Annotated in this window: 21 protein-coding genes, 1 pseudogene and 1 CRISPR repeat array; all 22 genes and pseudogenes read left to right on the top strand. The window is 68.1% G+C overall.

Annotation, left to right across the window (positions count from 1 at the left end):
• Positions 1-72: 72 nt before the first annotated feature.
• The 22 genes and pseudogenes from ACZ5RK_RS11735 (at position 73) to cas2e (ending at position 20,755) form a co-directional block, all read left to right on the top strand.
• Complete coding sequence (locus ACZ5RK_RS11735; RefSeq protein WP_054647666.1) at positions 73-393, top strand: antibiotic biosynthesis monooxygenase family protein; 321 nt, start codon at positions 73-75, stop codon at positions 391-393.
• Positions 386-1,006, top strand: coding sequence for a DUF3386 family protein (locus ACZ5RK_RS11730; RefSeq protein WP_464910173.1), 621 nt, complete (start codon positions 386-388; stop codon positions 1,004-1,006). The genes ACZ5RK_RS11735 and ACZ5RK_RS11730 overlap by 8 nt, the downstream gene beginning before the upstream one ends.
• Positions 1,003-1,908, top strand: a complete 906-nt coding sequence (locus ACZ5RK_RS11725) for a heme/hemin ABC transporter substrate-binding protein (protein ID WP_464910172.1) — start codon at positions 1,003-1,005, stop codon at positions 1,906-1,908. The genes ACZ5RK_RS11730 and ACZ5RK_RS11725 overlap by 4 nt, the downstream gene beginning before the upstream one ends.
• A 103-nt stretch (positions 1,909-2,011) precedes the next feature.
• Positions 2,012-3,037, top strand: a complete 1,026-nt coding sequence (locus ACZ5RK_RS11720) for a FecCD family ABC transporter permease (RefSeq protein WP_464910171.1) — start codon at positions 2,012-2,014, stop codon at positions 3,035-3,037.
• Positions 3,030-3,806 (top strand): ABC transporter ATP-binding protein, encoded by a 777-nt coding sequence (locus ACZ5RK_RS11715; protein ID WP_464910170.1) that lies wholly within the window; start codon positions 3,030-3,032, stop codon positions 3,804-3,806. The genes ACZ5RK_RS11720 and ACZ5RK_RS11715 overlap by 8 nt, the downstream gene beginning before the upstream one ends.
• A 136-nt stretch (positions 3,807-3,942) precedes the next feature.
• Positions 3,943-5,097, top strand: coding sequence for a hypothetical protein (locus ACZ5RK_RS11710; RefSeq protein ID WP_464910169.1), 1,155 nt, complete (start codon positions 3,943-3,945; stop codon positions 5,095-5,097).
• A 421-nt stretch (positions 5,098-5,518) separates the two neighbouring features.
• Positions 5,519-6,393: pseudogene (locus ACZ5RK_RS11705) on the top strand (IS110 family transposase).
• Between the two features lie 315 nt (positions 6,394-6,708).
• The gene (locus ACZ5RK_RS11700; protein WP_464910168.1) at positions 6,709-7,251 is read left to right on the top strand and encodes a TetR/AcrR family transcriptional regulator; all 543 of its coding nucleotides are present in this window, start codon (positions 6,709-6,711) and stop codon (positions 7,249-7,251) included.
• Entirely contained in the window at positions 7,248-7,823 is a 576-nt protein-coding gene (locus ACZ5RK_RS11695; protein WP_464910167.1) for a LolA family protein, read from the top strand. The genes ACZ5RK_RS11700 and ACZ5RK_RS11695 overlap by 4 nt, the downstream gene beginning before the upstream one ends.
• Positions 7,820-9,289 carry an MFS transporter gene (locus tag ACZ5RK_RS11690; protein WP_464910166.1) on the top strand — a complete coding sequence of 490 codons (1,470 nt, stop codon included), beginning with the start codon at positions 7,820-7,822 and terminating at the stop codon, positions 9,287-9,289. Before ACZ5RK_RS11695 ends, ACZ5RK_RS11690 begins: the two co-directional genes overlap by 4 nt.
• 230 nt (positions 9,290-9,519) lie before the next feature.
• Positions 9,520-9,735 (top strand): ribbon-helix-helix protein, CopG family, encoded by a 216-nt coding sequence (locus ACZ5RK_RS11685; RefSeq protein ID WP_464910165.1) that lies wholly within the window; start codon positions 9,520-9,522, stop codon positions 9,733-9,735.
• Entirely contained in the window at positions 9,732-10,145 is a 414-nt protein-coding gene (locus ACZ5RK_RS11680; RefSeq protein ID WP_464910164.1) for a type II toxin-antitoxin system VapC family toxin, read from the top strand. Before ACZ5RK_RS11685 ends, ACZ5RK_RS11680 begins: the two co-directional genes overlap by 4 nt.
• 94 nt (positions 10,146-10,239) lie before the next feature.
• Positions 10,240-10,482, top strand: coding sequence for an AbrB/MazE/SpoVT family DNA-binding domain-containing protein (locus ACZ5RK_RS11675; protein ID WP_054647449.1), 243 nt, complete (start codon positions 10,240-10,242; stop codon positions 10,480-10,482).
• A gap of 733 nt (positions 10,483-11,215) precedes the next feature.
• Complete coding sequence (locus ACZ5RK_RS11670; RefSeq protein WP_464910163.1) at positions 11,216-12,205, top strand: helix-turn-helix transcriptional regulator; 990 nt, start codon at positions 11,216-11,218, stop codon at positions 12,203-12,205.
• On the top strand, positions 12,202-14,997 hold the full coding sequence (gene cas3, locus ACZ5RK_RS11665; protein WP_464910162.1) for a CRISPR-associated helicase Cas3': 2,796 nt from the start codon (positions 12,202-12,204) through the stop codon (positions 14,995-14,997). Before ACZ5RK_RS11670 ends, cas3 begins: the two co-directional genes overlap by 4 nt.
• 49 nt (positions 14,998-15,046) lie before the next feature.
• On the top strand, positions 15,047-16,531 hold the full coding sequence (gene casA, locus ACZ5RK_RS11660; RefSeq protein WP_464910161.1) for a type I-E CRISPR-associated protein Cse1/CasA: 1,485 nt from the start codon (positions 15,047-15,049) through the stop codon (positions 16,529-16,531).
• Complete coding sequence (gene casB, locus ACZ5RK_RS11655; RefSeq protein ID WP_054647153.1) at positions 16,528-17,028, top strand: type I-E CRISPR-associated protein Cse2/CasB; 501 nt, start codon at positions 16,528-16,530, stop codon at positions 17,026-17,028. The genes casA and casB overlap by 4 nt, the downstream gene beginning before the upstream one ends.
• Positions 17,025-18,140, top strand: a complete 1,116-nt coding sequence (gene cas7e, locus ACZ5RK_RS11650; RefSeq protein WP_464910160.1) for a type I-E CRISPR-associated protein Cas7/Cse4/CasC — start codon at positions 17,025-17,027, stop codon at positions 18,138-18,140. Before casB ends, cas7e begins: the two co-directional genes overlap by 4 nt.
• 1 nt (position 18,141) lies before the next feature.
• Positions 18,142-18,813, top strand: coding sequence for a type I-E CRISPR-associated protein Cas5/CasD (gene cas5e, locus ACZ5RK_RS11645; protein ID WP_464910159.1), 672 nt, complete (start codon positions 18,142-18,144; stop codon positions 18,811-18,813).
• Positions 18,803-19,438 carry a type I-E CRISPR-associated protein Cas6/Cse3/CasE gene (cas6e, locus tag ACZ5RK_RS11640; protein ID WP_054647152.1) on the top strand — a complete coding sequence of 212 codons (636 nt, stop codon included), beginning with the start codon at positions 18,803-18,805 and terminating at the stop codon, positions 19,436-19,438. The genes cas5e and cas6e overlap by 11 nt, the downstream gene beginning before the upstream one ends.
• Before the next feature lie 8 nt (positions 19,439-19,446).
• Positions 19,447-20,418 (top strand): type I-E CRISPR-associated endonuclease Cas1e, encoded by a 972-nt coding sequence (cas1e, locus tag ACZ5RK_RS11635; RefSeq protein WP_054647151.1) that lies wholly within the window; start codon positions 19,447-19,449, stop codon positions 20,416-20,418.
• Entirely contained in the window at positions 20,378-20,755 is a 378-nt protein-coding gene (gene cas2e, locus ACZ5RK_RS11630) for a type I-E CRISPR-associated endoribonuclease Cas2e (RefSeq protein WP_464910158.1), read from the top strand. The genes cas1e and cas2e overlap by 41 nt, the downstream gene beginning before the upstream one ends.
• 60 nt (positions 20,756-20,815) lie before the next feature.
• Positions 20,816-23,291: a CRISPR direct-repeat array (repeat unit 29 nt; unit sequence GTAGTCCCCACGCACGTGGGGATGGACCG).
• Positions 23,292-23,480 lie beyond the last annotated feature (189 nt).

The raw sequence follows: 23,480 nt of genomic DNA, 5'->3' as shown, positions 1-23,480 counted from the left end.
CTAACAAAATCCGACCGGAATACTTGACTTTTTCTCTCCCCGGGGTTACCCTCCTGCCCAGGAGGTGCCACCGTGTTCGTGGTCATGAACCGCATCCCCGTAAATCCCGAGTACGCCCATCGGTTTGAGGAGGTTTTCCGCACCCGGGCCCGGCTGGTGGACCGGATGCCGGGGTTCATCCGCAACCTGGTCCTGAGGCCCAAGAACCCCGGGGATCCCTACATCGTCTTGACCTTCTGGGAGAGCGAGGCGGCCTTCAGGGCCTGGACGGAGAGCCCCGCCTTCAAGGAGGGCCACGCCCGAAGCGGCACCCTGCCCAAGGAGGCTTTCCTCGGGGCCAACAAGCTGGAAGTCTTTGAGGCCATCTTGGACTCGGAGGGGGAGGATGGCTGAGGCGCCCCCCGCTTGGGCCCTCCTAAAGCGGGCCCGGGAGCGGGTCTACACCCTCCCCATAGGCTTCCCCGGCTTCCGGGCCCGCCTGAACCTCTATCTGGACGGGGCCTGGTACGTGGGGGCCGTGGAGGCCGAGGGCTTCGTCCCCAGGGTCCTTCACCTTCCCGAGGGCGTGGGTTCCCGGGCGGAGAGGGAGCTCGCCTCCCTCTTGGGACACCGCCGCCCCGTTCCCTTTGAGGAGGGGGAGGGGCGCTACCCCATGCGCCTTTTCGCCGAGGGTCCCCTGGGCACGGGGATCGCCCTCGAGGACCCCTTCCGGTCCCGCCTTTGGGTGAAAGGGGGGAGGCTTGCCCTCATTGAGCGTCACCTCCCCGAGGGTTCCTTCCGCATCCACCTGGAGACCTGGCGTGAAGTGGGGGAGAAGCTTCTGCCCCACCGCTTCCTCCTGGTCCACCGGGATCCCGGAGGGCGCCTCCTCAAGGTGGAAAGGTTCCGGGACGAGTACGCCGAGATAGGCCCCTACTGGCTCCCCGTGGAGCGGGAGGTGGTGGTGGAAGGGGAAGGCCTGGGGGCCTTGGTCCTGGGGCTTGAGGAAGTGGAGGTGAAGGGATGAGAAGGCTTCTCTTGCTGCTAGGGGTCTTCGGCGCCTTGGCCTCGGCCCAACCCTTCCGGGTCGTGGACGCCCGGGGGAAGGCGGTGGAGGTCCCCTCCATAGAGCGCATCGTCAGCCTGGACGGGATCACCACCGAGATCCTCTTCGCCCTGGGCCTAGGGGATAGGGTGGTGGGGCGGGACGACTCCAGCTACTACCCCCCAGAGGTCCTAAGGCACCCCAGCGTGGGGTACCAGTTCCGCCTCTCCGCCGAGGGGATCCTTTCCCTCAGGCCCACCCTGGCGATGGGGCGGGAGGACGTGCGGCCCAAGGAGGTGGTGGAGCAGCTGGAGAGGGCGGGGGTGGCCGTGGTCCTGGTGCCCACCGAGCCCAGCGTGGAAGGGGCCAAGGCCAAGGTCCGCATCGTGGCCCAGGCCTTGGGAAGGGTGGAGCAGGGAGAGGCCTTGGTGCGGGCCCTGGAGCGGGACCTCCTGCTCCTCAAGGCCTTCCAGGCCCAGCATGCCCCCAAGGGGAGGCTCAGGGCCCTCTTCCTCTACCTCCGCGGCCCCGGGACCACCTTCGTCTGCGGGGAGGGGAGCACCCCCGTGGGGATGATGGCCCTCGCGGGCCTGGAAAACGCCGCCCGGGGCATCCGGGAGTGCAAGCCCATGACCGCGGAGAGCGTGGTGGCGGCCAGGCCCGATGTGATCGTGGTCTTCAAGAAGGGCCTGGAAAGCCTCGGGGGCTTAGAGGGCCTTCTGAAGCTTCCCGGGGTGGCCCAGACCCCGGCCGGGCAGAAGCGGAAGGTGGTGGCCATGGACGACCTCTACCTGGGGAGCTTTGGACCCCGGGCGGGGAGGGCGGCCTTGGACCTCTTCCGGGCCGCCTACCTGCGGGAGGGCTTCGTGGAGGTGGGGCCGTGAAGAGCCCTCTTCTCCTGCGGGCCTTTTTCAAGGCGGCCTTGCTGCTTGCCCTCTTGGGCAAGCCGATCCCCGAAAGCCTCGAGGCCGCCTTCCGGGGGGCGAGGTGGTAGGCCTCCTCCCCCGCTTCCGCCGCTACCGCCTGGCCCTTCTGGGCTTCTTCCTCCTCCTTCCCCTGGCCCTTCTCCTGGGGGCCGGCCTGGGGGCCTACCCCATTCCTCCCTTGGCTATCCCGGAGATCCTCCTCAGGGGCGAGGGGGTGGAGTACCAGGTGCTTACGGCCCTCCGCTTCCCTCGAGTCCTGGGGGCGGCCCTGGTGGGGGCGCTTCTGGCCCTGGCGGGGGCGGTGCTCCAGGGGCTTTTCCGGAACCCCCTTGTGGACCCGGGGCTCATCGGGGTCTCCTCGGGGGCGGCCCTGGGGGCGGCCCTCTTCATCGTCCTGATCCCGGGGGCGGGGGCCCTGGAGACCTACGCCCTTCCCCTCTTCGCCTTCCTGGGGGGACTTCTCGCCACCCTCCTCCTCTGGCGGATCGCCAGGAACCCCTGGGGGGTGCAGGTTTCCGTCCTCCTCCTTTCGGGCATCGCCCTGAACGCCCTGGTGGGGGCTGGCATCGGGCTTCTCACCTTCTTGGCCACGGAGCAGGAGCTTAGGAGCCTCACCTTCTGGACCCTGGGCGGGTTTTCCGCCCTCACCTGGCGCCTCCTCCTGGTGGGGCTGCCCCTGGCCCTCCTTGCCCTGGCCCTCCTCCTTCCCTTGGCCCGGCCCCTCAACGCCCTGGCCCTGGGTGAGCGGGAGGCTTTCCACCTGGGGGTGGACCTGGAGAACCTAAAGCGCCGGGCGGTGGCGGGGTCGGCCCTGGGCGTGGGCGTGGCCGTGGCCCTGGCCGGGGGAGTGGGGTTCTTGGGCCTCGTGGCCCCCCACCTCTTCCGCCTCCTCGCGGGGCCGGACCACCGCTACCTTCTCCCCGGCTCGGCCCTGCTCGGGGCGAGCCTGGCGGTTTCGGCCGACCTCCTGGCCCGCACCCTGGCGGCCCCGGCGGAGGTCCCCGTGGGGGTGGTAACCGCCCTCCTGGGGGGTCCCTTCTTCCTCTACCTGGTCCTGCGGCACAAGCGGGAGGTGTACCGTGCTTAGGGCGGGAGGTCTGGGCTACCGGGCGGGCGGTCGCTGGCTCCTAAAGGGGGTGGACCTCTCCCTGGAGGCGGGGGAGTTCCTGGCCGTCCTCGGTCCCAACGGTAGCGGCAAGACCACCCTCTTAAGGCTCCTTGCCGGGGAGCTTAAGCCCACGGAAGGGGAGGTCCTCCTCCTGGGGAAACCCCTTTCCGCCTATGACCCCCGGTCCCTTGCCCGCCTCCGGGCCGTCCTCTCCCAGGTTAGGGAGGTGGCCTTCGCCTTCACCGCCTACGAGGTGGCCTTCCTGGGAAGGTTACCCCACCTCCGGGGGCGGGAGAGCCCCCTGGACCACCAGAAGACCCTATGGGCCTTGGAAAGGGTACGGGGCCTCCCCTTCAAGGACCGCTTCTTTCCCAGCCTCTCGGGAGGAGAGTCCATGCGGGTGGAGGCGGCCAGGCTCCTCAACCAGGAGGCCCGGCTGTTTCTCCTGGACGAGCCCACCAACCACCTGGACCCCAGGTACGCCCTCGAGCTCCTCGGCCTCTTCCGGGCCCTGGCCCACGAGGGAAAGGGGGTGGTGGCCGTGCTCCACGACCTGAACCTGGCGGGCCTCTTCGCCCACCGGGTGCTCCTCCTGAAGGAGGGCAGGCCCATGGCTTACGGCCCTCCCCAGGCCGTCCTCCGCCCCGGCTTGCTGGAAGAGGTCTACGAGGTGCCCTTCGGGGTCCTGGAGCCCCCCGGGGGGCCCGCCTTCTGGGTACCCCTGCCCCGGGGGGCGCTCGGCCCTTGAGGGCTTTAACCCGTTCAAAGGCGGTGGGAGCCCTGGTTAAACTGCTGGGCAAGGTGGTCCAAATCTAGGACTGCGAAGTCTGTCGCCTCCCGGGAAGAGGGGTGGAAGGTAGGGGTCTGATAGTATCCTGGAACCGATGGCCCTTCGCGGCGGTGCGAGGACCGCTTTGGTGGCCCTATGGACAGTCTTCCTGGCCGGGTGCCAGTTCCCACGGCAGGTGGATCCTTCGTTACAGACCCCATTCTCCCTGACGGAGGTGGTGGAGCAGGCTTTGGCCCGGGGCGAGCGGGTGATTCGCCTCCCTCATGGCGTGTACGTGGCTGACCGTCCCATTGCCATCAAGCACTCCGGGGTGGAGATCGTGGGTACGGGAGAGGTTCTCGTTCTCTCCCGCGTTAAAGGAGGGGGTGTGGGGGTCTTTTCCTTTCTTGGGGATCAGGGCAGGAGGTTGGGGTCTACCGTGGAGCCGCTGCGGCGGGGCGAGAGGGCCTTCCGGCTTTCCAGCGTTCCAAGGGATACTTCCGGTTTCCGCTGGGTGCTCCTGAGGTACCCCAACACGGAGGACTTTTTCAACGCCATCGACTCGCAGGTGTGGAGGCAGGATCAGCCCTACCTGCGGCATGGTATCTACCAGGTGCAGGAGGTCGCGGGGGACCGGGTGGTTCTTTCCAAGGGGGTGGAGATTGACTACCCTCCGGGCGCGGAGGTGTGGGCTCCCAACTTGGTGAGGGACGTGGCCCTCAGGAACCTGACCATCTTCCAGGAAGTCCCGGGCGCTGACCCCGGGAGCGTGCTGTTCGTTTATGAGAACCGCTATCCGCAGTATGCGGTGGATGCCGTAAGGATGAAGTACGTGGCCGATGCGGTGGTGGAAGGGGTTCGGGTGCAGATGGCGGGGAGGCACGTCTTCAGCTGCGAGTTCTGCTTCAATGTGAGGGTCCAGGGGTTCAGAGGAGAGGGCAGCTGGAACAAGGGGGGCGGGGGGAACGGGTACTTCCAGGTCTCCAAGACCTACGAGAGCCTTTTCACCCGGGTCTCCCTGAAGGGGATAAGGCACCTGACCATTCAGTGGATGTCTTCACGGAATCTCTTGAGCGACCTGGACCTGGGGGTGGACGTGAACTTCCACGGGGGTTATACCCGCTATAACACCGTGAGGGATTGCCGGATCGCCATTCCCAAGGAGCACCCTTGGCCCCCGGTGGTCCGCACGCCCAACAACGCCCGCTGGGGTCCGCCTGACGGCGAGGGCAACGTCGTGGAGGACTGTCAGATGGTCAAGGAGAGGTGAGGCTGCCTTCTCGTTACTTTGGCTCCTCCCAGCCCCTGAAGCAACCCGAACAACTCCGCCATCACCGCTTCCCTCCAAGGCGAGGTCCCTAGGCCAGGGCGACCCGGCTTAACTACCCCACCTTGGCTTTCGCCGCTGTGGGGGTTCCAAAAAAATCCCCCCACAGCCCCGGCTTGGGCATCCCATGTTGGGTCGTGTCAAGAGTTTTGATACTGTCTAGAGCGTCAAGCCATGTATCTTGCCTCCTGAGGGAGGCCCTACCGCTCTGATCACCGGGCCACCACGCCCGCGGGGCTGATGGTTAGCCACCCGCCCTGGCCTCCCCGCCGCACAGTATCCCAGTCGTGAAAGACCGCATCCACATGGAAGGCCCACAGGGTCGGGTGGCCACCTCCCTCAGTCTACCCAAAGGAGAAAGACCATGCTCTGCGCAGGCATTGACGTCAGCAAACCCCACCTGGACCTGGCCCTGGCCTCCGGCACCGCCAAGCCCACCCGCCTCCGCTTCCCCAACACCCCTGAAGGCCGCCAAGCCCTCCTCTGGCAGAGAAGGGCCTCCAGGTGGCCCTGGTCAACCCCTACCACCTGGCCGCCTTCCGCAAGGCTAAGGGAGAACGCAACAAGACGGACGGCCACGACGCCCTCCTCCTCGCCCGCTACGCCCAGGTCTACCACGCCGAGCTCCGGGCCTACACCCTCCCCCCAGAAACCCTCCGGGAGCTCAGGGCCCTGGTGGGCTACCGGGAGGACCTGGCCGGGCGGGAGCGGGCCATCCTGAACCAGATGGAGGCGGTGGAGTGGGCGGGGAGCGAGGGGGTCCTCGCCCTCCTCCGGAGGGAGCTGGCCTGCGTGAGGGGGCTCCTTGGGGAGGTGGAGACCAGGGTCCAGGCCCTCCTGGCCACCCTTCCCGAGGCGGAGGTGCTGATGGGCCTGCCCGGGGTGGGGCCCCAGGTGGCGGCGGCGGTGCTGGCCCTCCTGCCCCCGGAGCTCTGGGGCCGGGCGAAGGCGGCGGCCTCCTACGCGGGGCTCATTCCCGAGCGGGAGGAGTCGGGGAAGAGGGTGGAGAGGAGCCGGCTCTCCAGGAAAGGGCCTCCTCTCTTGCGGCGGAAGCTTTACATGGGGGCCCTGGTGGCGGTGCGGCACGACCCGGAGATGCGGGCCTTCTACCACCGCCTGCTTTCGCGGGGAAAGAGGAAGAAGCAGGCCTTGGTGGCCGTGGCCCACAAGCTCCTCAGGCGGATGATGGGGAGGCTCAGGGAGTACTACGCCGGTCGGTGGGCCCAGGAGGTGGCTTGACGCTCAAGACAGTATCAAAGTTCTTGACACGACCGGCCGCGTGGCCCCTCGTGGAAGGCGTTTACGACAGCCTCTCATACCATGGGGGCCCAGGTCAAGTAAGGAGTTCGGCCTGCAAAAGGGCGAGGTCGGGCTTGGACACCCCGAGAAGGAGGCCTAGAGGACGCACCCAGGGAGGTCCAGGCCCCGGGTCTGGAACAGGAGGGCCAGGTTCGGGGCGGCTCCCTCGGCAGATCGCTGGGAAGAGAGGCCCATCCCGGGAGAATGTGAGATGAGGCATGGTCTTTCCCCTCGCTTTCATACCTACTGGTAGGTATGGACACCCGGACCCGCATCCTCCAGGCGGCCCGGCGAGCCCTAGCCGAGCGCGGCTACGCCGCCACCCGCCTGGACGAGCTGGCCGCGGAGCTGGGTCTGACCAAGGGGGCCTTCTATCACCACTTCCCTAGCAAGAGGGCCCTCCTGGAAGCCCTCCTGGAGGAGTCCCGCTCCCGGGCCGCCTTGGCCCTGGAGGCGCCCGGCTCCCTGGAGGAGCGCCTCTTCCGCTACGCCCTGGCCTACCGGGAAGGGGTGGAACCCCTCTCGGCCCTGGCCACGGCCCATGGGGGGAGGGGAGGAGAGGAGGAGGCCAAGGTCCTCGCCCAAGAGAGCATGCGCCGGGAGATGGCCCACCTGGAAGCTTTTTTTGAAGAGCACTTCCCCGGGAAGGGCCGCTCCCTGGCCGGCCTCTTTAGTTCCTTGGTGCACGGGGCCTTCATGCTGGAAAAGCACCTGGGAGGCTACCGGGCGGAGGAGCTCCTACGGGAGTGGATCCGGGTGTTCGTCAGGGGACTGCCCCAAAGGAAGGAGAACGTATGAGAACCGTTTGGATGACCCTCGCGCTGGCCCTAGGTTCAGCCCTGGCCCTAAGCCCCGAGGAGGTGTGGAAAGCCCTGGAGACCCATGCCAAAGTGGAGGGCTACCTGGCCCAGGCCCGCCAGGGCCCAGTGGTGTACCAGGTGGCCTTCCGCCGCCCCTGGGTGCGCATTGACTGGCTGGAGGGCCCCGAGTACCTGAAGGGAAGCGCTCTGATCTCCGATGGGCAGCGGGCCTGGAGCCGGGGTCCCAAAGGTCCTTGGCAAGAGGGCAAGGCCACGTCCCCCGATGACCCCTTGCAGCTCCTCTTCACCGACTTCCCCAAGGTGGCCCAGGAGTACGCGGTGCAGAACCCCCAAGAGGAAGGGGGCCTTTGGCGCTTCCTCCTGGTGAAAAAGAACCCTCCCCGGGACGAGCGCCAGCCCGCCGCCTGGCGGATCACCCTAAACCCCAAAGGGCACCTGCCTTTCCGGGTGGAAGTCCTCTCGCCCTCCGGGAAGCTCCTCTCGCAGGTGGAGTACCTGAAGCTGGACCTGAACCCGCCCCCCCAAAGCCTCTTTGAGGTGAAGCGATGAACGGAAGGCTGCTTGTGGCCCTGATGCTGGGCGTCTTCATGGGCGCCCTGGACAACGCCATCCTGGCTCCCGCCCTGCCCGCCATCGCCGAGGACCTGAAAACGGGCGTGGAGCGGATCACCCTGGCTTTCTCCATTTACTCCGTCTTCTACGCCGTGGCCGTGCCCATCTTGGGGAGGCTTTCCGACCTTTGGGGCTACGGGAGAATCTACGGGCTCTCCATGGCCCTCTTCGCCGGGGGCAGCGCCCTGGCCGCCCTTTCCCAAAGCCTGGAGATGCTGGTCCTGGCCCGGGTGGTCCAGGCGGTGGGGGCGGGCGGGCTCTTGCCCGTGGCCCAGGCCATCGTGGGGGTGGTGGCTCCCGAAGAGCGGCGGGGCAGCTACCTGGGCCAGATCCTCGGGGTCTTTGCCCTGGGAAACATCCTGGGGCCGAATCTCGGCGGGTTCATCGTGGAGCGGGCTTCCTGGCACTGGGTCTTCTGGATCAACGTGCCCATCGGAATCCTCGGGGTACTCCTCCTTTCCGGGGCTTCCCTGCCCCGGCCCTCGGGCCAGGCCAGGCTGGACCTCGTGGGGGGAGTGCTCGTGGCCCTGACCTTCGGGAGCCTGGTGTTAGGCATCCAGGGCCTGGAGCGCCTCGAGGAGCTGGGCTTCCTATCCTGGCGCATCGGGGGGCTCTTCCTCCTGGCGGCGGCCTCGGGGCTCGCCCTAGCCCTCTACGAAAGGCGGCACCCCGTCCCCCTTTTGGACGTGCGCCTGGCCCTTTCCCCTCCCTTCCTGCCCCTTTGGCTGGTGTCCACCCTGGTGGGCTACGCCCTCCTGGGGGGCATCGTCTTCGCCCCCCTCTACGGCCAGGTGGCCTTCGCCCTTTCCCCTTTCGCCTCCGGGGCCATCCTCAACGCCCTGGCCCTGGCTCTAGGTGGGATGAGCGGGGCGGCGGGGGCCCTGGTGGGCCGAGTAGGGGGCAAACGGCTCGTGGTGCTCGGCATGGGGCTCACCGCCTTGGGACTTTTCGCCATGGCCTACCTGGCGAGCACCCTCTGGCTCCTCCTCCTCGGGCTTTTCCTCCTGGGAGTGGGCCTGGGCCTGGTGCAGGGGCCCCTTTCCTACCTGGCCCTGGGCCTCGCGCCAAAGGGCAGCCAGGGGCAGGTGTCCAGCCTGGTCTCCCTCACCCGCAGCCTGGGGGCGGCGGCGGGGATCACCGTATCGGGGGTCCTCCTAGCCCGCAAGAGCCAGGAGCTGGCGGCCCTCACCGCCGGGGGCCCCGTGGGGTTCAGCGGGGGAACGGGGAACCTCTCCGAGGCCCCGGCCTTCGTGAGGAGCCTCCTTCAGGGCACCTTAGGGGATGGGGTGCTGGAGGGGTGGAAGCTCGCCTTCATGGCGGCCCTCCTGGGCTTTGCCGCGGCCTTTTTCCTCCGGGAGCGGTCCGCCGGGGCTAGGGAGCCCGTAGCGAAAGCCTCCCGCTGAGCAAGCACCCGCACCTTGGTTTCGCCACGGGGCAAGATACATGGCATCAGAAGGGCACCTGGAAGCTGTAACGTTCAGATGCCCGGCGCAGCGCACCGGGAGGCGCACTCCCGTGGCCGGGGGCCTAGCCTCCACTTCCCCAGAGCAGGCGGAGAACCTAAAGGCCTGGTGTAGGTAAACCTGGCTTCCCCAAACCTCAGACGGGGAGGCGTGGTATGATAATGTGTGATATGCGGGTGACCCTCTACCTTCCCGACCACCTGGCCCAGGAAATAGAGGCCTACCGCAAGGCCCGCCCCGGCCTAAGCCTCTCCGCCCTGGTGCGGGAGCTCTTGGAGCGTGAGCTCCTCAAGCGCCCAGAGGCCCTCCTGGAAGCGGCGGGGCTGGTGGAGAGGGCAGAGCTCTCCGCCCGGGAGCACGACGCCCTCATCCGCGAGGAGCGGTGATCCCGGAGAGGTTAGTCCTGGACGCGGGGCCCCTCATCGCCCTCCTCCACCGCTCCGACCCGGACCACGAGGAGGCGTTGAGGGGCTTCCGCCGCCTCGCCGAGGGCGGTGCCCGGCTTTTCCTGCCCATGCCCGTCCTCTTTGAGGTGTTCAAGTGGCTCCTCTTCCAGGCGGGGCCCAAGGCGGCGCGGAAGGGCTTGGCGAAGGTAGTGGAGGGCGCGGTGGTGGTCCCCTTCAACCTGGAGGACCTGGAGGAGGCCAGGCTCCTCCTCACCCGGCTTCCCGGCTGGGGGGGCACCCTGGAGGACGCGAGCGTGGCTTTCCTCGCCCTGCGGCTCGGGGCGCCCGTTTGGACCCTGAACTACCGAGACCTGGGGGCCTTTCCCGCCCTCCGCTTCTGGACCCCGTGATGCGCCTCTTTTGACATGACCGGGGCCTTTCGGCCTTTCCTCGCCCTTTTGAGGCGGGGAACAAAGAAACCCAACTTTTTGGCATGCTGAAACCATGGAGCTGGCCAAGCTCAGCCGCAAGGGCCAACTCTCCATCCCCAAGCGCCTCCTCAAGGCCTTGGGCGTGGAGGGGGAGGCCTACTTCCCGGTGGAGCTCGCCCCCGAGGGGGGCCTTCTCCTGCGCCCCGCCGGGGTCTATCCCCTTCCGGTCTACACGGAAGAACGCCTTCAAGAGCTCCTGGCCGAAGCCCCCCTCACCGAGGAGGAGTGCGTCCGCCTTGCCGCCCTCGTCCGTTAGATGGTGGGGGAAAGGGTTCCCGGGCGTACTTGGCCGCCTCCCGGAGGGCTTTCTTTACCTCCTCTGCCCCGAAGGTCTTCGCCCAGGACCTGACCTCGGGGAGCCAGAGGATGAGGGTGCTGGCCCGCCGCCCCTCGGGATAGGCTAGGGCCGCCTCCGCCGCCCGGAGGAGCACGCCGGGGTGGGAGGCGGCTAGGGGCTGGGCTTCCCTTTAGGCCCGGGCGATCTCCAGCTCCGCCTTGGCCCTCTGGTAGCGCTCCTCCGCCTCGGCCAGGGCCCGGTAGAGGTCGGCGTAGAGGGCGCGGGCCCTGGCCTCCCGCTCCTCGGCGTTCGCTGTCGTAAAAGCCTTCCGCAGAAGCTACGCGGCCCTAGCCAGCCGCTTCACGGACAAGCGTAGCATGCCCAGATAGACCCAAGCCTCGCTCACCCGTGGGTTCCGCACAAGGTAGCTTGAGGGGTAGGCATCCTGGCCGCCCACGCTTTCCCTGGGAGCGTAGGCCGCGCCCTCCAGAAAGCCCTCTGTCTCGTAGCCTGGGTGTCCCCCCGGTCTTTGCCATGACGTGGGCGTGGGCTTGCCTTTGCAAGGCAAGCCCCCGGAGGGTTGACTCAGAACTTGCACCGCCCGCATACCCCGCATAAACCTTTACCCCTTCTCCCCGGCGGCCCCTTTCAAGTGGTCCTGGCGCATGAGTATCCCCAGGGTGCATAAGTGCAGCTGTTCTATACTCTTAACATGGGGCAGGAAGCGAAGAGCACCCGTCTGTTACAAATGGCCGAGGCGCTGAGGCTCAGGCCTATGCGGGTGGGGGAGCTTTCCCGCCGCTTTGGCGTGAGCGAACGCACCGTGGAGCGGGACCTCGAGGCCCTGAAGAAGCTCGGCCACCCCGTAAAACGCCTCCGCCGGGGGCTCTACGCCATCCCGGACCACCCCCCTCCCCTCCACCCCGTGGAGGCCCTGGCCCTCTTCGCCGCCGGAAGGCTCATCTACCACCAGGCCCCGACCCGCCAGTACCGCACCGCTTTGGAAAAGCTCGCCCGCACCCTGCCCACACCGCTTCGGGAGCTCCTTCTGAAGAGCACGGAGGGTCTGGAGGCCCGCAACGGGGACAGCCGCGCCCTGGAGCTGGTGGCCCGGGCCCTTCTGGAGAGGCGGGTGCTGGCCTTTGAGTACCGCTCGGGCGGGTCCAAGAACTGGCGCCCCAAGGAGCTCCTGGTCTACTTCCTGGAGGCCAACCGGGCCAACCTCGGCCTCTACGCCATCGGCTACGAGCGCTCCTTCCACAAGGCGGTCCACACCTTCAAGCTTTCCCGAATGCGCAACGTCTGCCTCCTGGAGGAGACCTACGAGGTCCCGGAGGGCTTTGACCCAAGCGCCTACCTGCGCCGGGCCTGGGGGGTGGTGGGGGTGCGGGAGAAGGGCGTGGAGGTGCGCCTCCGCTTCGCCCCCGAGGCGGCCTGGCGGGTCCTGGAGGGGGATTACCCCGGGCTTCGGGTGGAGAGGGAGCTGGAGGACGGGAGCGTCCTCGCCCGCCTCGAGGCCGCCCCCTTCAAGGACGGGGTGCCCTACGAGGTGCTGGCCTGGATCCAGAGCTTCGGCCCCAGGGTGGAAGTGCTTGGCCCCCTGGAACTCCGGCACCGCTGGCTGGAGGAGGCGAGGCGGCTCTTGGAGCTTTACGGAACCCGACAGGAGGCGTCGGGAACCTCGCTTAAGGTGGGCGCATGAGCGCGGAAAAGGCGGCCCTAGCCCTGTGGGCTAAAAGCGGGGACCCCTTCCACCCCCTCCTCGCCCACATGCTGGACACGGCGGCGGTGGCCCAGGCGGTGCTCTTCCGCGAGCCTTCCCGGACCCTTGCCCTCTACGCCCGGGACTGGGGCCTCACCGTGGAGGAGGCGGTCCGCTGGGTGGCCCTCCTGGTGGGCCTCCACGACCTGGGCAAGGCGAGCCCTGTCTTCCAGGCGGCCTGGGAGGAGGGCAAGGAGCGGGTCCAAAGGGCAGGCCTCCCCTTCGGCGAGCTTCTGGACTGGGTGGCCCACGGGGTCTTCACCGAACTCTTTTTGAGGCGGCTCCTCAAGGAGAGGGGTCTCGCCAGGCGGGCGGCCAACGACCTCGCCGCCGCCCTCGGGGCCCACCACGGCTTTCCAGCGAGCGCCGAGGAGAAGGAGGCGGCCCGGCGCCACCTAGAGGGGGAAGACCCCCTTTGGGAGGAAGCCCGGAGGTGGCTTGTGGACGAGCTATTCCGCAGGCTGGAGGCCCCCCTCCCGAAGCTTCCGGCGGGCGCGGAGGCCAGGCCCGAGGCCGTCCTCCGGGTCATGGCCCTGGCCTCCTTCGCCGACTGGGTGGCCTCGGACCCCTCCTTTTTCCCCTACGGCCGGGACCCCCGCCGGGAAGACTACCTGGAGGAGGCCCTGAAGCTCGCCCGGGAGGCCCTGGACCGCCTGGGCTGGCCCCCCTTCGCGAAGGCCCAGAGGAGGGAGTTCCGGGAACTTTTCCCCTACATCCGAGAGCCCAACGCCCTGCAGGAGAACGTTCCGGCCCTCCTGGAAGGTGCGCGTAGCCCGGTCCTCCTCCTGGTGGAGGCCCCCATGGGCATGGGCAAGACCGAGGCCGCCCTCTACGCCCACCACCTCCTCCAGGCGGGGCTCGGCCAACGGGGGCTCTACGTGGCCCTGCCCACCCAGGCCACGGCCAACGGCCTCTTCCCCCGGGTGAAGGGCTTTTTGGAACGCCTGACCGGGGGAAGCCCCGTGGAGCTCCAGCTCCAGCACGGCACCGCCCTCCTCAATCCCCACTACGCCGAACTCCTGGGGAGGGCCGCACCCCGTCAGGTGTGGGACGAGGGGGAGGAGGAGGGCGCGGTGGCCTCGGCGTGGTTCTCCGCCCGCAAGCGGGCCATGCTGGCCCCCCATGGGGTGGGCACCCTGGACCAGGCCCTCCTGGGGGTCCTAAGGGTCAAGCACCACTTCATCCGCCTCTGGGGGCTCATGAACCGGGTGGTGGTGCTGGACGAGGTGCACGCCTACGACGTTTACACCTCGGGCCTCATCCAGGCCCTCCTGCGCTGGCTTAGGGCCCTGGGCTCCAGTGCCATCGTCATGACCGCCACCCTGCCCCCTTCCCGCCGGAGGGCCCTCCTCGAGGCCTGGGCGGGGGAGGGGGTGGAAGGGCGGGACCTCGGCCCCTATCCCCGGGTGGTTGTGGTGGAGGAAAGGGCGGTGCGCCACGCCTCCCTGCCCCCGGCCCGGGAGGTAGAGGTGGCCCTCGAGGTCCTGCGGGAGGTGGACGTGGAGCCCCTCGCCCAGAGGCTCAAGGAGGCGCTTCCCGGGGCGGTGGGGGCCATCGTGAACACCGTGGACCGGGCCCAGGTCCTCTACCGGGCCCTCGGGGAAGGGAGGCGGCTCACCCTGGGGGAGCTCGCTAATCTCCTGGGGAGGGACCGGGGAGATGAGGCTTGGCAGGAGGTGCTTAAAGCCCTTCCCGAGAGGGGAGACGAGGTGGTGGGAAAGGTCCTACCGGACGGCACCCTGGTCTTCCTCCTCCACGCCCGCTTCCCCGCCGAGGAGCGGGCGCTACGGGAAGGGGTGGTCCTCGCCCTCTTCGGCAAGGGGGGGCCGAGGCCCGAGCGGGCCATCCTGGTGGCCACCCAGGTGGCGGAGCAGAGCCTGGACCTGGACTTTGACCTCCTCTACACGGACCTCGCTCCCATAGACCTCCTCTTCCAGCGCTCCGGGAGGCTCCACCGCCACGAGCGGCCGAGGCCCGCAAAGCACGCGCGCCCCCGCCTCCTCCTGGGCGTACCGGAGGGCCTGGACTTCGGAAATCCCCTCTACTGGGACCGGGTCTACGAGGACTACGTCCTCCTCGCCACCTGGCGGGCCCTCCAGGGACGGGCTTCCCTCCGCATTCCCCAGGACCTCGAGGCCCTCCTGGAAGAGGTCTACGAGGCGGTTGCTTCCCCGTCAGGGGAACACCTTGAGGACCCCGGAAGGTTCCCCGAGGACCTGCGGGAGCGGGCGAGGAGGAGCCTAAAGGGGCTCCAAGAGCGGCGGGGCCGGGAGGCGGAAACCGCCAAGAAACTTTCCTTAAGCGATCTGGACCGCCTTCTCGCCTACTGGGACGAAGGGGCCCTGGTGGCCCAGGAGCGCCTGGAGGACGACGAGGAGAAGGCGGAAACCCAGCGCCTCCTCACCCGCCTGGGGGACCCCAGCGTGGCCGTGGTGCCCCTTTTCCGGGTAGGGGAGAGCCTCTACCTGGACCGGGAGGGGCAGCGGAGGGCGCCCCTGAAGGGGGAGGTCTCCCGGGAGGAGGCCGAGGCCCTCTTCCGGCGGGCAGTGCGCCTTTCCCGCCACCCCATCCCCCAGGAGCTCCTGAAGGAAGAGGTCCCCGCCGCCTGGCGGAAAAGCGGCCTCCTCCGGGGCCTCCGCCCCTTGGAGGTGGGCCGGGTCTTCGGCTCGGGGGAGCGGGCCTTCCGGGTGGAGCTGGACCCGGAGCTCGGGGTGGTCTACCTTCCAGTTTGATTCCGTCAGCGGATGTCGGGACCTGGGTTTAGCCTGAGGGCAAAGGGAGGTGGGAAGCTTGAGGAAGTTCAACCTCGTTGACGAGCCCTGGATCCCCGTCCTGAAGGGCGGGCGGGTGGTGGAGGTGGGGATCCGGGAGGCCCTCTTGCGGGCCCGCGAAATCGCCCGCATAGAGACCCCTTCCCCTCTGGAGGAAGCGGCCCTCCACCGCCTCCTCCTGGCGGTGCTCCACCGGGCCCTCAGGGGCCCCCGCCGCCTGGAGGATGTGCTGGACTGGTGGGAGGAGGGACGTTTTCCCGAGGGGTCTGTACAGGACTACCTGGACCACTTCCGGGACAGGTTCTTCCTCTTCCACCCCGAGGCCCCCTTCCTCCAGGTGGCGGACCTTCCGGAGGAGAACCCCCTTCCCTGGAGCAAGCTCCTCCCCGAGCTGGCGAGCGGCAACAACCCCACCCTCTTTGACCACACCACCGAGGAGAACCTCCCCAAGGCCACCTACGCCCAGGCCGCCCGGGCGCTTCTGGTGCACCAGGCCTTCGCTCTAGGGGGGCTCCTCCGCCGCTACGGGGTGGGCTCGGCCAAGGACGCCCCTGTGGCCCGTCCCGCCCTCTTCCTGCCCACCGGGCAAAACCTGCTGGAGACCCTCCTTTTGAATCTTGTCCCTTACACTCCAGAGGACGACGCCCCCATTTGGGAAGTGCCGCCTTTACGGCTTGGGGACCTCGAGGGCGGCAAGACCGGGTGGCCCCTCTCCGGCAGGACCCGGGTCTACACCTGGCCCGCCCGGGGAGTGCGCCTCCTGGACGAGGGGGACGGGGTGCGCCTCATGGGCTACGGCCCTGGGGTGGAGCCCTTGGAAGCCCCTCACCGCGACCCCATGGTGGCCCAGCGCCTGGACGCCAGAGGCAACCTCCTCGTCCTCCGGCTTTCCGAGGAGCGGAGCTTCTGGCGGGACTTCTCCGCCATGCTTCCCAGGCAGGGGGGCAAGGTGGCGGCCACCCTGGACCACGCGCACAACCTCCAGGGGGAGCTGGAGGACGAGGGCTTGGAGGGGCGCATCACCTTGCGCGTGCTGGGCCAGGTCTCGGACCAGGCCAAAGTCCTGGACATCCGCCGGGAGGTCTACCCCTTGCCCTCGGGGCTCCTCACCCCGAAGGCGGAGGAAAACCTGGAAAAGGCCTTGAAGATGGCCGAGGAGCTGGGGCAGGGTCTACGGGGCCTTGCCCTTCAGGTGGCCCGGGCGGTGGTGGGGGAGCGGGACCGCAAGGAGCTCGGGGACTTCGCCCGCTCCCTCCCCCTGGAGCGCCTCTACTGGCACGCCCTGGACGGGGCCTTCCCCGGCTTTCTCGCCCGGGTAGGGGAGGGGGATTCCCTGGAGCGGTGGCAGGTGGAGCTCAAACGGGCGGCCCAGGGGGCGTGGGAGTCCACCCGCCTCTTCCTGGGCACGGGGGCGAGGCACCTGAAGGCCCTGGCGGAAGGGGAGCGGCAGTTTGGGCCCCTGCTTGGGGCGCTCGGTAAGGAGGTGCGGACGTGAGCCAAGGAGAAGGGTTTCTGGACTGGCTGAATCGCCTGCAAGGTCAGAAGGCCTGGACCGCGGCGCGGGCGGCCCTCAGGCGGAGCCTGGCCTTTCCCCCGGGGGCCTATCCTAGGGCGATGCCCTACGTGGAGCCCTTCGTGGAGGGAGAGGGCTGGAAGCGGGAGGCCCACTACCTGGTGGCGGCCCTCTACGCCCTGAAGGACGGGGACCACCAGAAAGGGCGCACCCTGGCCCAGGCCCTTCGGGAGAAGGCCCAGGGCTCGGCCAGCGTGGAAAAGCGTTTCCTGGCCCTTTTGGAAGCAGACCGGGACCAGATCGCCTTCCGTCTGCGCCAGGCGGTGGCTCTGGTGGAAGGGGGCATGGACTTCGCCCGGCTTCTGGACGACCTTCTGCGCTGGTTTTCTCCCGGAAGGCACGTCCAGGCCCGCTGGGCGAGGGAGTTCTACGGCGCCGAGGTTTCGGATGTAGAGGAGAAGAAGGAGGTGGAGGCATGAGGCTTCTGGAGGTGCACATCCTGCAGACGGTGGCCCCGAGCAACCTGAACCGGGACGACACGGGAAGCCCCAAGGACGCCCTCTTCGGGGGCTTTAGGCGGGCCAGGATCTCCAGCCAGGCCCAGAAGCGGGCGGTGCGGGTGGCCTTTAGGGACTGGCCCCTCCTCTCCGAGGAGGAGCGGGCGGTGCGGACGAAGCGGCTCGTGGAAGAGCTTCTCCGCAGGCTTGCGGGTGTGGAGGAGGAACTCGCCCGCCGCGTCATAGAGAACGCCCTGAACGCCTTGGGCTTCGGGGTGAAGGAGGGGCGGACGGAGTACCTCCTCTTCCTGGGAAACCGCGAGCTTGACGCCCTGGCCCAGGGCATCCGGGAGAACCTCGAGGCCCTCTCGGGCGAGGTGAAGGGGAAGAAGAAAGCGGAGGTGCCCCCCGAGCTCAAGAAGGCCCTGGAGCGGGTCCTGGACGGGGGCAAGGCCGTGGACCTGGCCCTCTTCGGCAGGATGCTGGCCGACCGGCCCGAGCTCGGGGTGGACGCCGCGGCCCAGGTGGCCCACGCCCTAAGCACCCACAAGGTGGACCGGGAGTTTGACTTCTACACCGCCGTGGACGACCTGAACCCCAAGGAGGACACGGGGGCGGGGATGATGGGGGACGTGGAGTTCTACTCCGCCACCCTCTACCGCTACGCCGTGGTGGACCTGGACAGGCTCGTGGAAAACCTTCAGGGGGACAAGGAGCTCGCCCTCAAGGGGGTCTTGGCCTTCCTCGAGGCCTTCGCCCTCACCCTGCCCTCGGGGAAGCAGAACAGCTTCGCCGCCCACAACCCGCCCCTCTTCGTGGCCTTCCGGGCGGGGGAGGGGATGCCCCGCAACCTGGCCACGGCCTTTGAGGCTCCCCTACGGCCTAAGGAGGAAGTCCCCCTCTCCCGGCTTTCCGCTGACGCCCTCCTTAAGGAGTGGGCGAAGTTTGACCGGGTCTACGGGCCCCTGGAGCCGGAGTGGAGGGGCGTCTTGGACCTCACCGGGGCGGAAGGGGACGGCTTTCCCAGACTGGAGGACCTGAAGGCCCTCAAGGAGAAGGCGGCGGAGGCCGTGAAGGCCCTTCTGGGGGTGTAGCGTGCCCACCCTCCTCCTGAGGCTCCAAGGCCCCCTGCAGTCCTGGGGCACGCGGAGCCGCTTTGACCACCGGGACACCTGGCCCTACCCCACGAAAAGCGGGGTGGTGGGCCTTCTGGCCGCCGCCCTGGGCCGGGACCGGGGGGAGGACGTCTCCGATTTGGCTGCCCTCCGCATGGGGGTTAGGGTGGACCGGAAGGGGGTGCTCAAGGTGGACTACCAGACGGCCCAGAACGTCCTTGCCGCCGACCTCAAGGCCAAGCGGGACGTGCAGAGCTGGCGCTACTTCCTCTCTGACGCGGCCTTCCTGGTGGGCCTCGAGGGGGAAAGAGCCCTCCTGGAAGCCCTCCACCGGGCCCTGAAGAACCCCCGCTTCCCCCTCTACCTGGGCCGCAAGAGCTACGTCCCGAGCCCCCCTCCTTACCTCCACGACGGCCTCGTGGAAGTTCCCCTGGAGGAGGCCTTAAAGGGTTACCCGTACCTGGTGGGCAAGGTTCCCCGGGAGGACCTGCTCCTCGTCCTGGAAGCCGAGGAGGGGCGTCTGGTCTACGACCAGCCCGCGGGCCCCTTCAGCGAGCGGCGCTTCGCCGCGCGGCACGTGCGGGAGGAGGTGCTTCGGAAGGAAGAGGTGCCGGAGGGTCCTCCGGCTTGGGAGGTAGGCCGTGTGGGTTAGCAAGCTGGTGCTGAACCCGGCTTCCCGGGCCGCCCGCCGGGACCTGGCGAACCCCTACGAGATGCACCGCACCCTCTGCAAGGCGGTGTCCGAGGCCCTTAAGGAAGGGCGGGAGCGGCTTCTCTGGCGCCTCGAGCCCGCCCGGGGTCTGGAGCCCCCTGTGGTCCTGGTGCAGACCCTCACCGAGCCCGACTGGAGCGTGCTGGAAGAGGGGTACGCCCAGGTCTTCCCGCCCAAGCCCTTTGACCCCGCCCTTAAGCCCGGCCAACGCCTCCGCTTCCGCTTGCGGGCGAACCCCGCCAAGCGCCTCGCCGCCACGGGGAAGCGGGTGGCCCTGAAGACCCCTCTGGAGAAGATCGGCTGGCTGGAAAGACGGCTTCTGGAAGGGGGTTTCCGGCTTCTTGAGGGGGAGGAAGGGCCCCTGGTTCGCATCCTCCAGGACGCGTTTCTGGAGGTCCGCCGCAGGAAAGGGGAGGAGGGCGAAGGGAGGCTCGTGCAGGTGCAGGCGGTGCTCTTTGAGGGGCGCCTCGAGGTGGGGGACGCAAAGCGGGCCCGGGCCACCCTGGAGCGGGGCGTGGGCCCGGGGAAGGCCTTGGGCCTCGGCCTCCTTTCCGTGGCGCCCTAGGAGATGGTATGCCGCCCGTCCCCAGCGCCAGGAACCTCAAGGAGCTCCCCAAGTTCCGGGATGGGCTTTCCTACCTTTACGTGGAGCACGCCGTGGTGGAGCGGGAGGCGGGGGGCATCGGGATCTACGACCAGGAAGGTCTCACCCTGGCCCCGGTGGCGGGTCTGGGCGTCCTCTTCCTGGGCCCCGGCACCCGCATCACCCACGCCGCCATCCGCCTCCTTGCCGAGAACGGCTGTACTGTGGCCTGGGTGGGGGAGGGGATAGCCCGCTTCTATGCCCAGGGCCTCGGGGACACCCGGAGCGCCGCAAGGCTCCACCGCCAGGCCCGGGCCTGGGCCGACCCCGCCCTCCACTTGGAAGTGGTGCTTCGCCTTTACCGCATGCGCTTTCCCGAGCCCCTGCCCGAGGGGCTCACCCTGGAGCAGGTGCGGGGCCTCGAGGGGGTGCGGGTGCGGGAGAACTACGCCCGCTGGAGCCGGGAAACGGGCGTGCCCTGGTACGGCCGGAGCTACGACCGGGGCAACTGGCGGGCGGCGGACCCTGTGAACCGAGCCCTTTCCGCCGGGGCCAGCTACCTTTACGGCCTAGCCCACGCCGCGATTGTCTCCATGGGCTTTAGCCCTGCCCTGGGCTTCATCCACACCGGGAAGCTCCTCTCCTTTGTCTACGACATCGCCGACCTCTACAAGGCGGACTACCTGGTGCCGGCCGCTTTCCGCACCGTGGCGGAGTCCGAGGAAGGTGTGGAGCGCAGGGTGCGCCGGGCCCTGCGGGAGGCCATCCAGGAGGGGAGGCTTTTGGAGCGCATGGCGGAAGACCTTCTCAACCTCTTCCGGGGCCTCGGCCTCCCCGAGGACGAGGACCCCGTGGAGGAGGACCCCTCCCGCCCAGGGGGGCTTTGGGACCTCGAGGGCGAGGTGGAGGGCGGAGTGGCTTATGGTGGTGATGATCCTGGAGAAGGTTCCGAGGAGCCTTAGGGGCGACCTCACCCGCTTCCTGGTAGAGGTGGACACGGGAGTCTTCGTGGGGCGGGTGAGTGCCCTGGTCCGGGATTTGCTCTGGGAGAAGGCGGTGGAGAAGGCAGGCGGGGGACGGGTAGCCATGGCCTACCGCACCAACACCGAGCAGGGCTTCGCCCTTCGGCTTCACGGCTACCCGGACCGCTTCCTGCGGGACTTTGATGGTATAGTGCTGGTGAGTGTTCGGAACGCCGAGGCGGGGCGGAAGGCAGAGAAACTAACTAAGCAGGTAGAGAGATACAAAAAGCGCCTCGCCGAGGATTCCGAAGGGGATCTTGACAGCACAATCCCGTAAATCTTCCCAAAAAGACACATAAAGGGGGGTGAGCGGGCGTTTTTGCCGTCCTGGTCATGTGTAGTCCCCACGCACGTGGGGATGGACCGTCGGTGGCGGGGGCCCTGCAGGCGGAAAAGGCGTAGTCCCCACGCACGTGGGGATGGACCGGGGGGCTCCACGCGCACGCCCCCCACCCGGATGTAGTCCCCACGCACGTGGGGATGGACCGGGCATCAGCGAGGCGGCGTACGCTATCCGAGCGTAGTCCCCACGCACGTGGGGATGGACCGAGACTTGTCCGGAGTGTGACGGCAAAGGCGGCGTAGTCCCCACGCACGTGGGGATGGACCGTTCCTAGTGGTCTCGCCCAAAGACTACCAAGCGTAGTCCCCACGCACGTGGGGATGGACCGAGGATAGAAGAACTCGACAAACGAAAACAGGGGTAGTCCCCACGCACGTGGGGATGGACCGCTGGCAGAGTACGTTCTTTTGGCGTTCACCAGTAGTCCCCACGCACGTGGGGATGGACCTGTGAGCGGTCCGCCGTGTTTTGCAATCTAAACGTAGTCCCCACGCACGTGGGGATGGACCGAAGGAATCCATCTATAACGCCACGCTAGACGCGTAGTCCCCACGCACGTGGGGATGGACCGGTGTCCCCGTGCCGGGCGGCGTCCCGCATCACGTAGTCCCCACGCACGTGGGGATGGACCGGCTTCTGGAGAACATGGAGACGGGCTTCGCTACGTAGTCCCCACGCACGTGGGGATGGACCGTGCAGGTGGGCCAGGAAGGGGGCCCGAGGGTCTGTAGTCCCCACGCACGTGGGGATGGACCGTGCTTCAGACGCTTGAGGATGTACTCCCCCACAGTAGTCCCCACGCACGTGGGGATGGACCGAACCGTCAAGAGGCCGAATCTCCAACCTACCGGTAGTCCCCACGCACGTGGGGATGGACCGGTGCTCAGTTACGCCGAGCTCCTGAGCGATTGCCGTAGTCCCCACGCACGTGGGGATGGACCGTCCAAGACGTTCTGGGCTGTACTGGTGACTGGGTAGTCCCCACGCACGTGGGGATGGACCGGGGTCTTCACAGCCTCCACAGTGGGCTTTGGGTAGTCCCCACGCACGTGGGGATGGACCGGGAGTGTGAAAGTCACTCGCTCAGACATAGTGTAGTCCCCACGCACGTGGGGATGGACCGCCTGGACCGCCGCCGGGGCGGGCCGCGCCGGCGTAGTCCCCACGCACGTGGGGATGGACCGGTAGAAGAGGAGGGGAATGTCACCACCTACTAGTAGTCCCCACGCACGTGGGGATGGACCGGGGTACTGGACTTTGCGGAGTACCCCGTTAGGCGTAGTCCCCACGCACGTGGGGATGGACCGGTCCTGGAGAACCGCAGCCCTGTGGGGAGTGCGTAGTCCCCACGCACGTGGGGATGGACCGTCGTTGAGAGGAAAGCCCGCCCCCCGCAGGGCGTAGTCCCCACGCACGTGGGGATGGACCGTCGGCATCGGCGAGGGGCGGCCCATGAGCAAGTAGTCCCCACGCACGTGGGGATGGACCTAGATGGAGGACCGCATCCACTGTGGGAACTTGTAGTCCCCACGCACGTGGGGATGGACCGGAGGGACTTGGACAACGTGATCAAAGCCGTTCGTAGTCCCCACGCACGTGGGGATGGACCAGTTGGGTGAACCCCGCAGCGGCCAGTTGGTAGAGTAGTCCCCACGCACGTGGGGATGGACCGGCGGCGGGCTACCTCTTCTGGCAGCTGGCCTACGGTAGTCCCCACGCACGTGGGGATGGACCGACCTCGGGGGTGGCGTAGAGGTAGGTGAAGAGGTAGTCCCCACGCACGTGGGGATGGACCTCCGAACAGGATGTGGCTAGCAGAAAGGCAACCGTAGTCCCCACGCACGTGGGGATGGACCGCCGTCATCCTCCCCGTAGGCCTGGGCCCACGCGTAGTCCCCACGCACGTGGGGATGGACCGAGGACGTTGTAAGCGCTAGCCTTCAGGTTCGCGTAGTCCCCACGCACGTGGGGATGGACCGAGAAGATCGGAGCGGAGAAGAAGGTGGTAGAAGTAGTCCCCACGCACGTGGGGATGGACCGAGTACCTTGGCCCGGCAGATCGTGCGGGCCATGTAGTCCCCACGCACGTGGGGATGGACCGTATTCGCTTACCGCTATCCACTTGCGCATCTCGTAGTCCCCACGCACGTGGGGATGGACCGGACGACCCCGAGACCTCCGACGAGGTCTTCAAGCGTAGTCCCCACGCACGTGGGGATGGACCGCGAAGGCCGCGCGGCCCCTAGGGGGCTCCACGGTAGTCCCCACGCACGTGGGGATGGACCGCTCGCCCTGCGTGGGGCCATCCAGCGGGCTGAGCGTGGTCCCCACGCACGTGGGGATGGACCGCGGGGCGCATCGTCGAGATGCTGCTGGAGGAGTAGTCCCCACGCACGTGGGGATGGACCGAGGGGTGGGGCGTGCGTGGGCTTTGGGAAATCGTAGTCCCCACGCACGTGGGGATGGACCGGCAAGATAATGGACTCCCCCTTAACCGGGCCTGAACGGGCACCGGAACCGCAAGCGAAAGACCCAGCCTTTTTCCCACCCTCCGGGGTGCGAATGGGGTGGAAGATCCCCTGCTTCTCCCACTGGGAGCTTACCAAACGTGACGCACACTGGACTCGCTTTTGAGCGAAGGGTTTCGCATGGGGATGGA

The sequence above is a fragment of the Thermus kawarayensis JCM 12314 genome, from assembly GCF_055393575.1.
Note: the sequence above shows the minus strand (reverse complement) of the source record. Positions and strands in the feature narration are given on the sequence as shown.

Excerpts from the sequence above, each read along its gene's own strand:
- ACZ5RK_RS11725 (WP_464910172.1), top strand. The coding sequence starts at position 1,003 with ATGAGAAGGCTTCTCTTGCTGCTAGGGGTCTTCGGCGCCTTGGCCTCG.
- cas1e (WP_054647151.1), top strand. The coding sequence starts at position 19,447 with ATGCCGCCCGTCCCCAGCGCCAGGAACCTCAAGGAGCTCCCCAAGTTC.
- ACZ5RK_RS11675 (WP_054647449.1), top strand. The coding sequence starts at position 10,240 with ATGGAGCTGGCCAAGCTCAGCCGCAAGGGCCAACTCTCCATCCCCAAG.
- cas2e (WP_464910158.1), top strand. The coding sequence starts at position 20,378 with ATGGTGGTGATGATCCTGGAGAAGGTTCCGAGGAGCCTTAGGGGCGAC.
- ACZ5RK_RS11700 (WP_464910168.1), top strand. The coding sequence starts at position 6,709 with ATGGACACCCGGACCCGCATCCTCCAGGCGGCCCGGCGAGCCCTAGCC.
- ACZ5RK_RS11695 (WP_464910167.1), top strand. The coding sequence starts at position 7,248 with ATGAGAACCGTTTGGATGACCCTCGCGCTGGCCCTAGGTTCAGCCCTG.
- ACZ5RK_RS11730 (WP_464910173.1), top strand. The coding sequence starts at position 386 with ATGGCTGAGGCGCCCCCCGCTTGGGCCCTCCTAAAGCGGGCCCGGGAG.
- ACZ5RK_RS11710 (WP_464910169.1), top strand. The coding sequence starts at position 3,943 with ATGGCCCTTCGCGGCGGTGCGAGGACCGCTTTGGTGGCCCTATGGACA.
- ACZ5RK_RS11685 (WP_464910165.1), top strand. The coding sequence starts at position 9,520 with ATGCGGGTGACCCTCTACCTTCCCGACCACCTGGCCCAGGAAATAGAG.
- ACZ5RK_RS11690 (WP_464910166.1), top strand. The coding sequence starts at position 7,820 with ATGAACGGAAGGCTGCTTGTGGCCCTGATGCTGGGCGTCTTCATGGGC.
- cas3 (WP_464910162.1), top strand. The coding sequence starts at position 12,202 with ATGAGCGCGGAAAAGGCGGCCCTAGCCCTGTGGGCTAAAAGCGGGGAC.
- cas7e (WP_464910160.1), top strand. The coding sequence starts at position 17,025 with ATGAGGCTTCTGGAGGTGCACATCCTGCAGACGGTGGCCCCGAGCAAC.
- ACZ5RK_RS11670 (WP_464910163.1), top strand. The coding sequence starts at position 11,216 with ATGGGGCAGGAAGCGAAGAGCACCCGTCTGTTACAAATGGCCGAGGCG.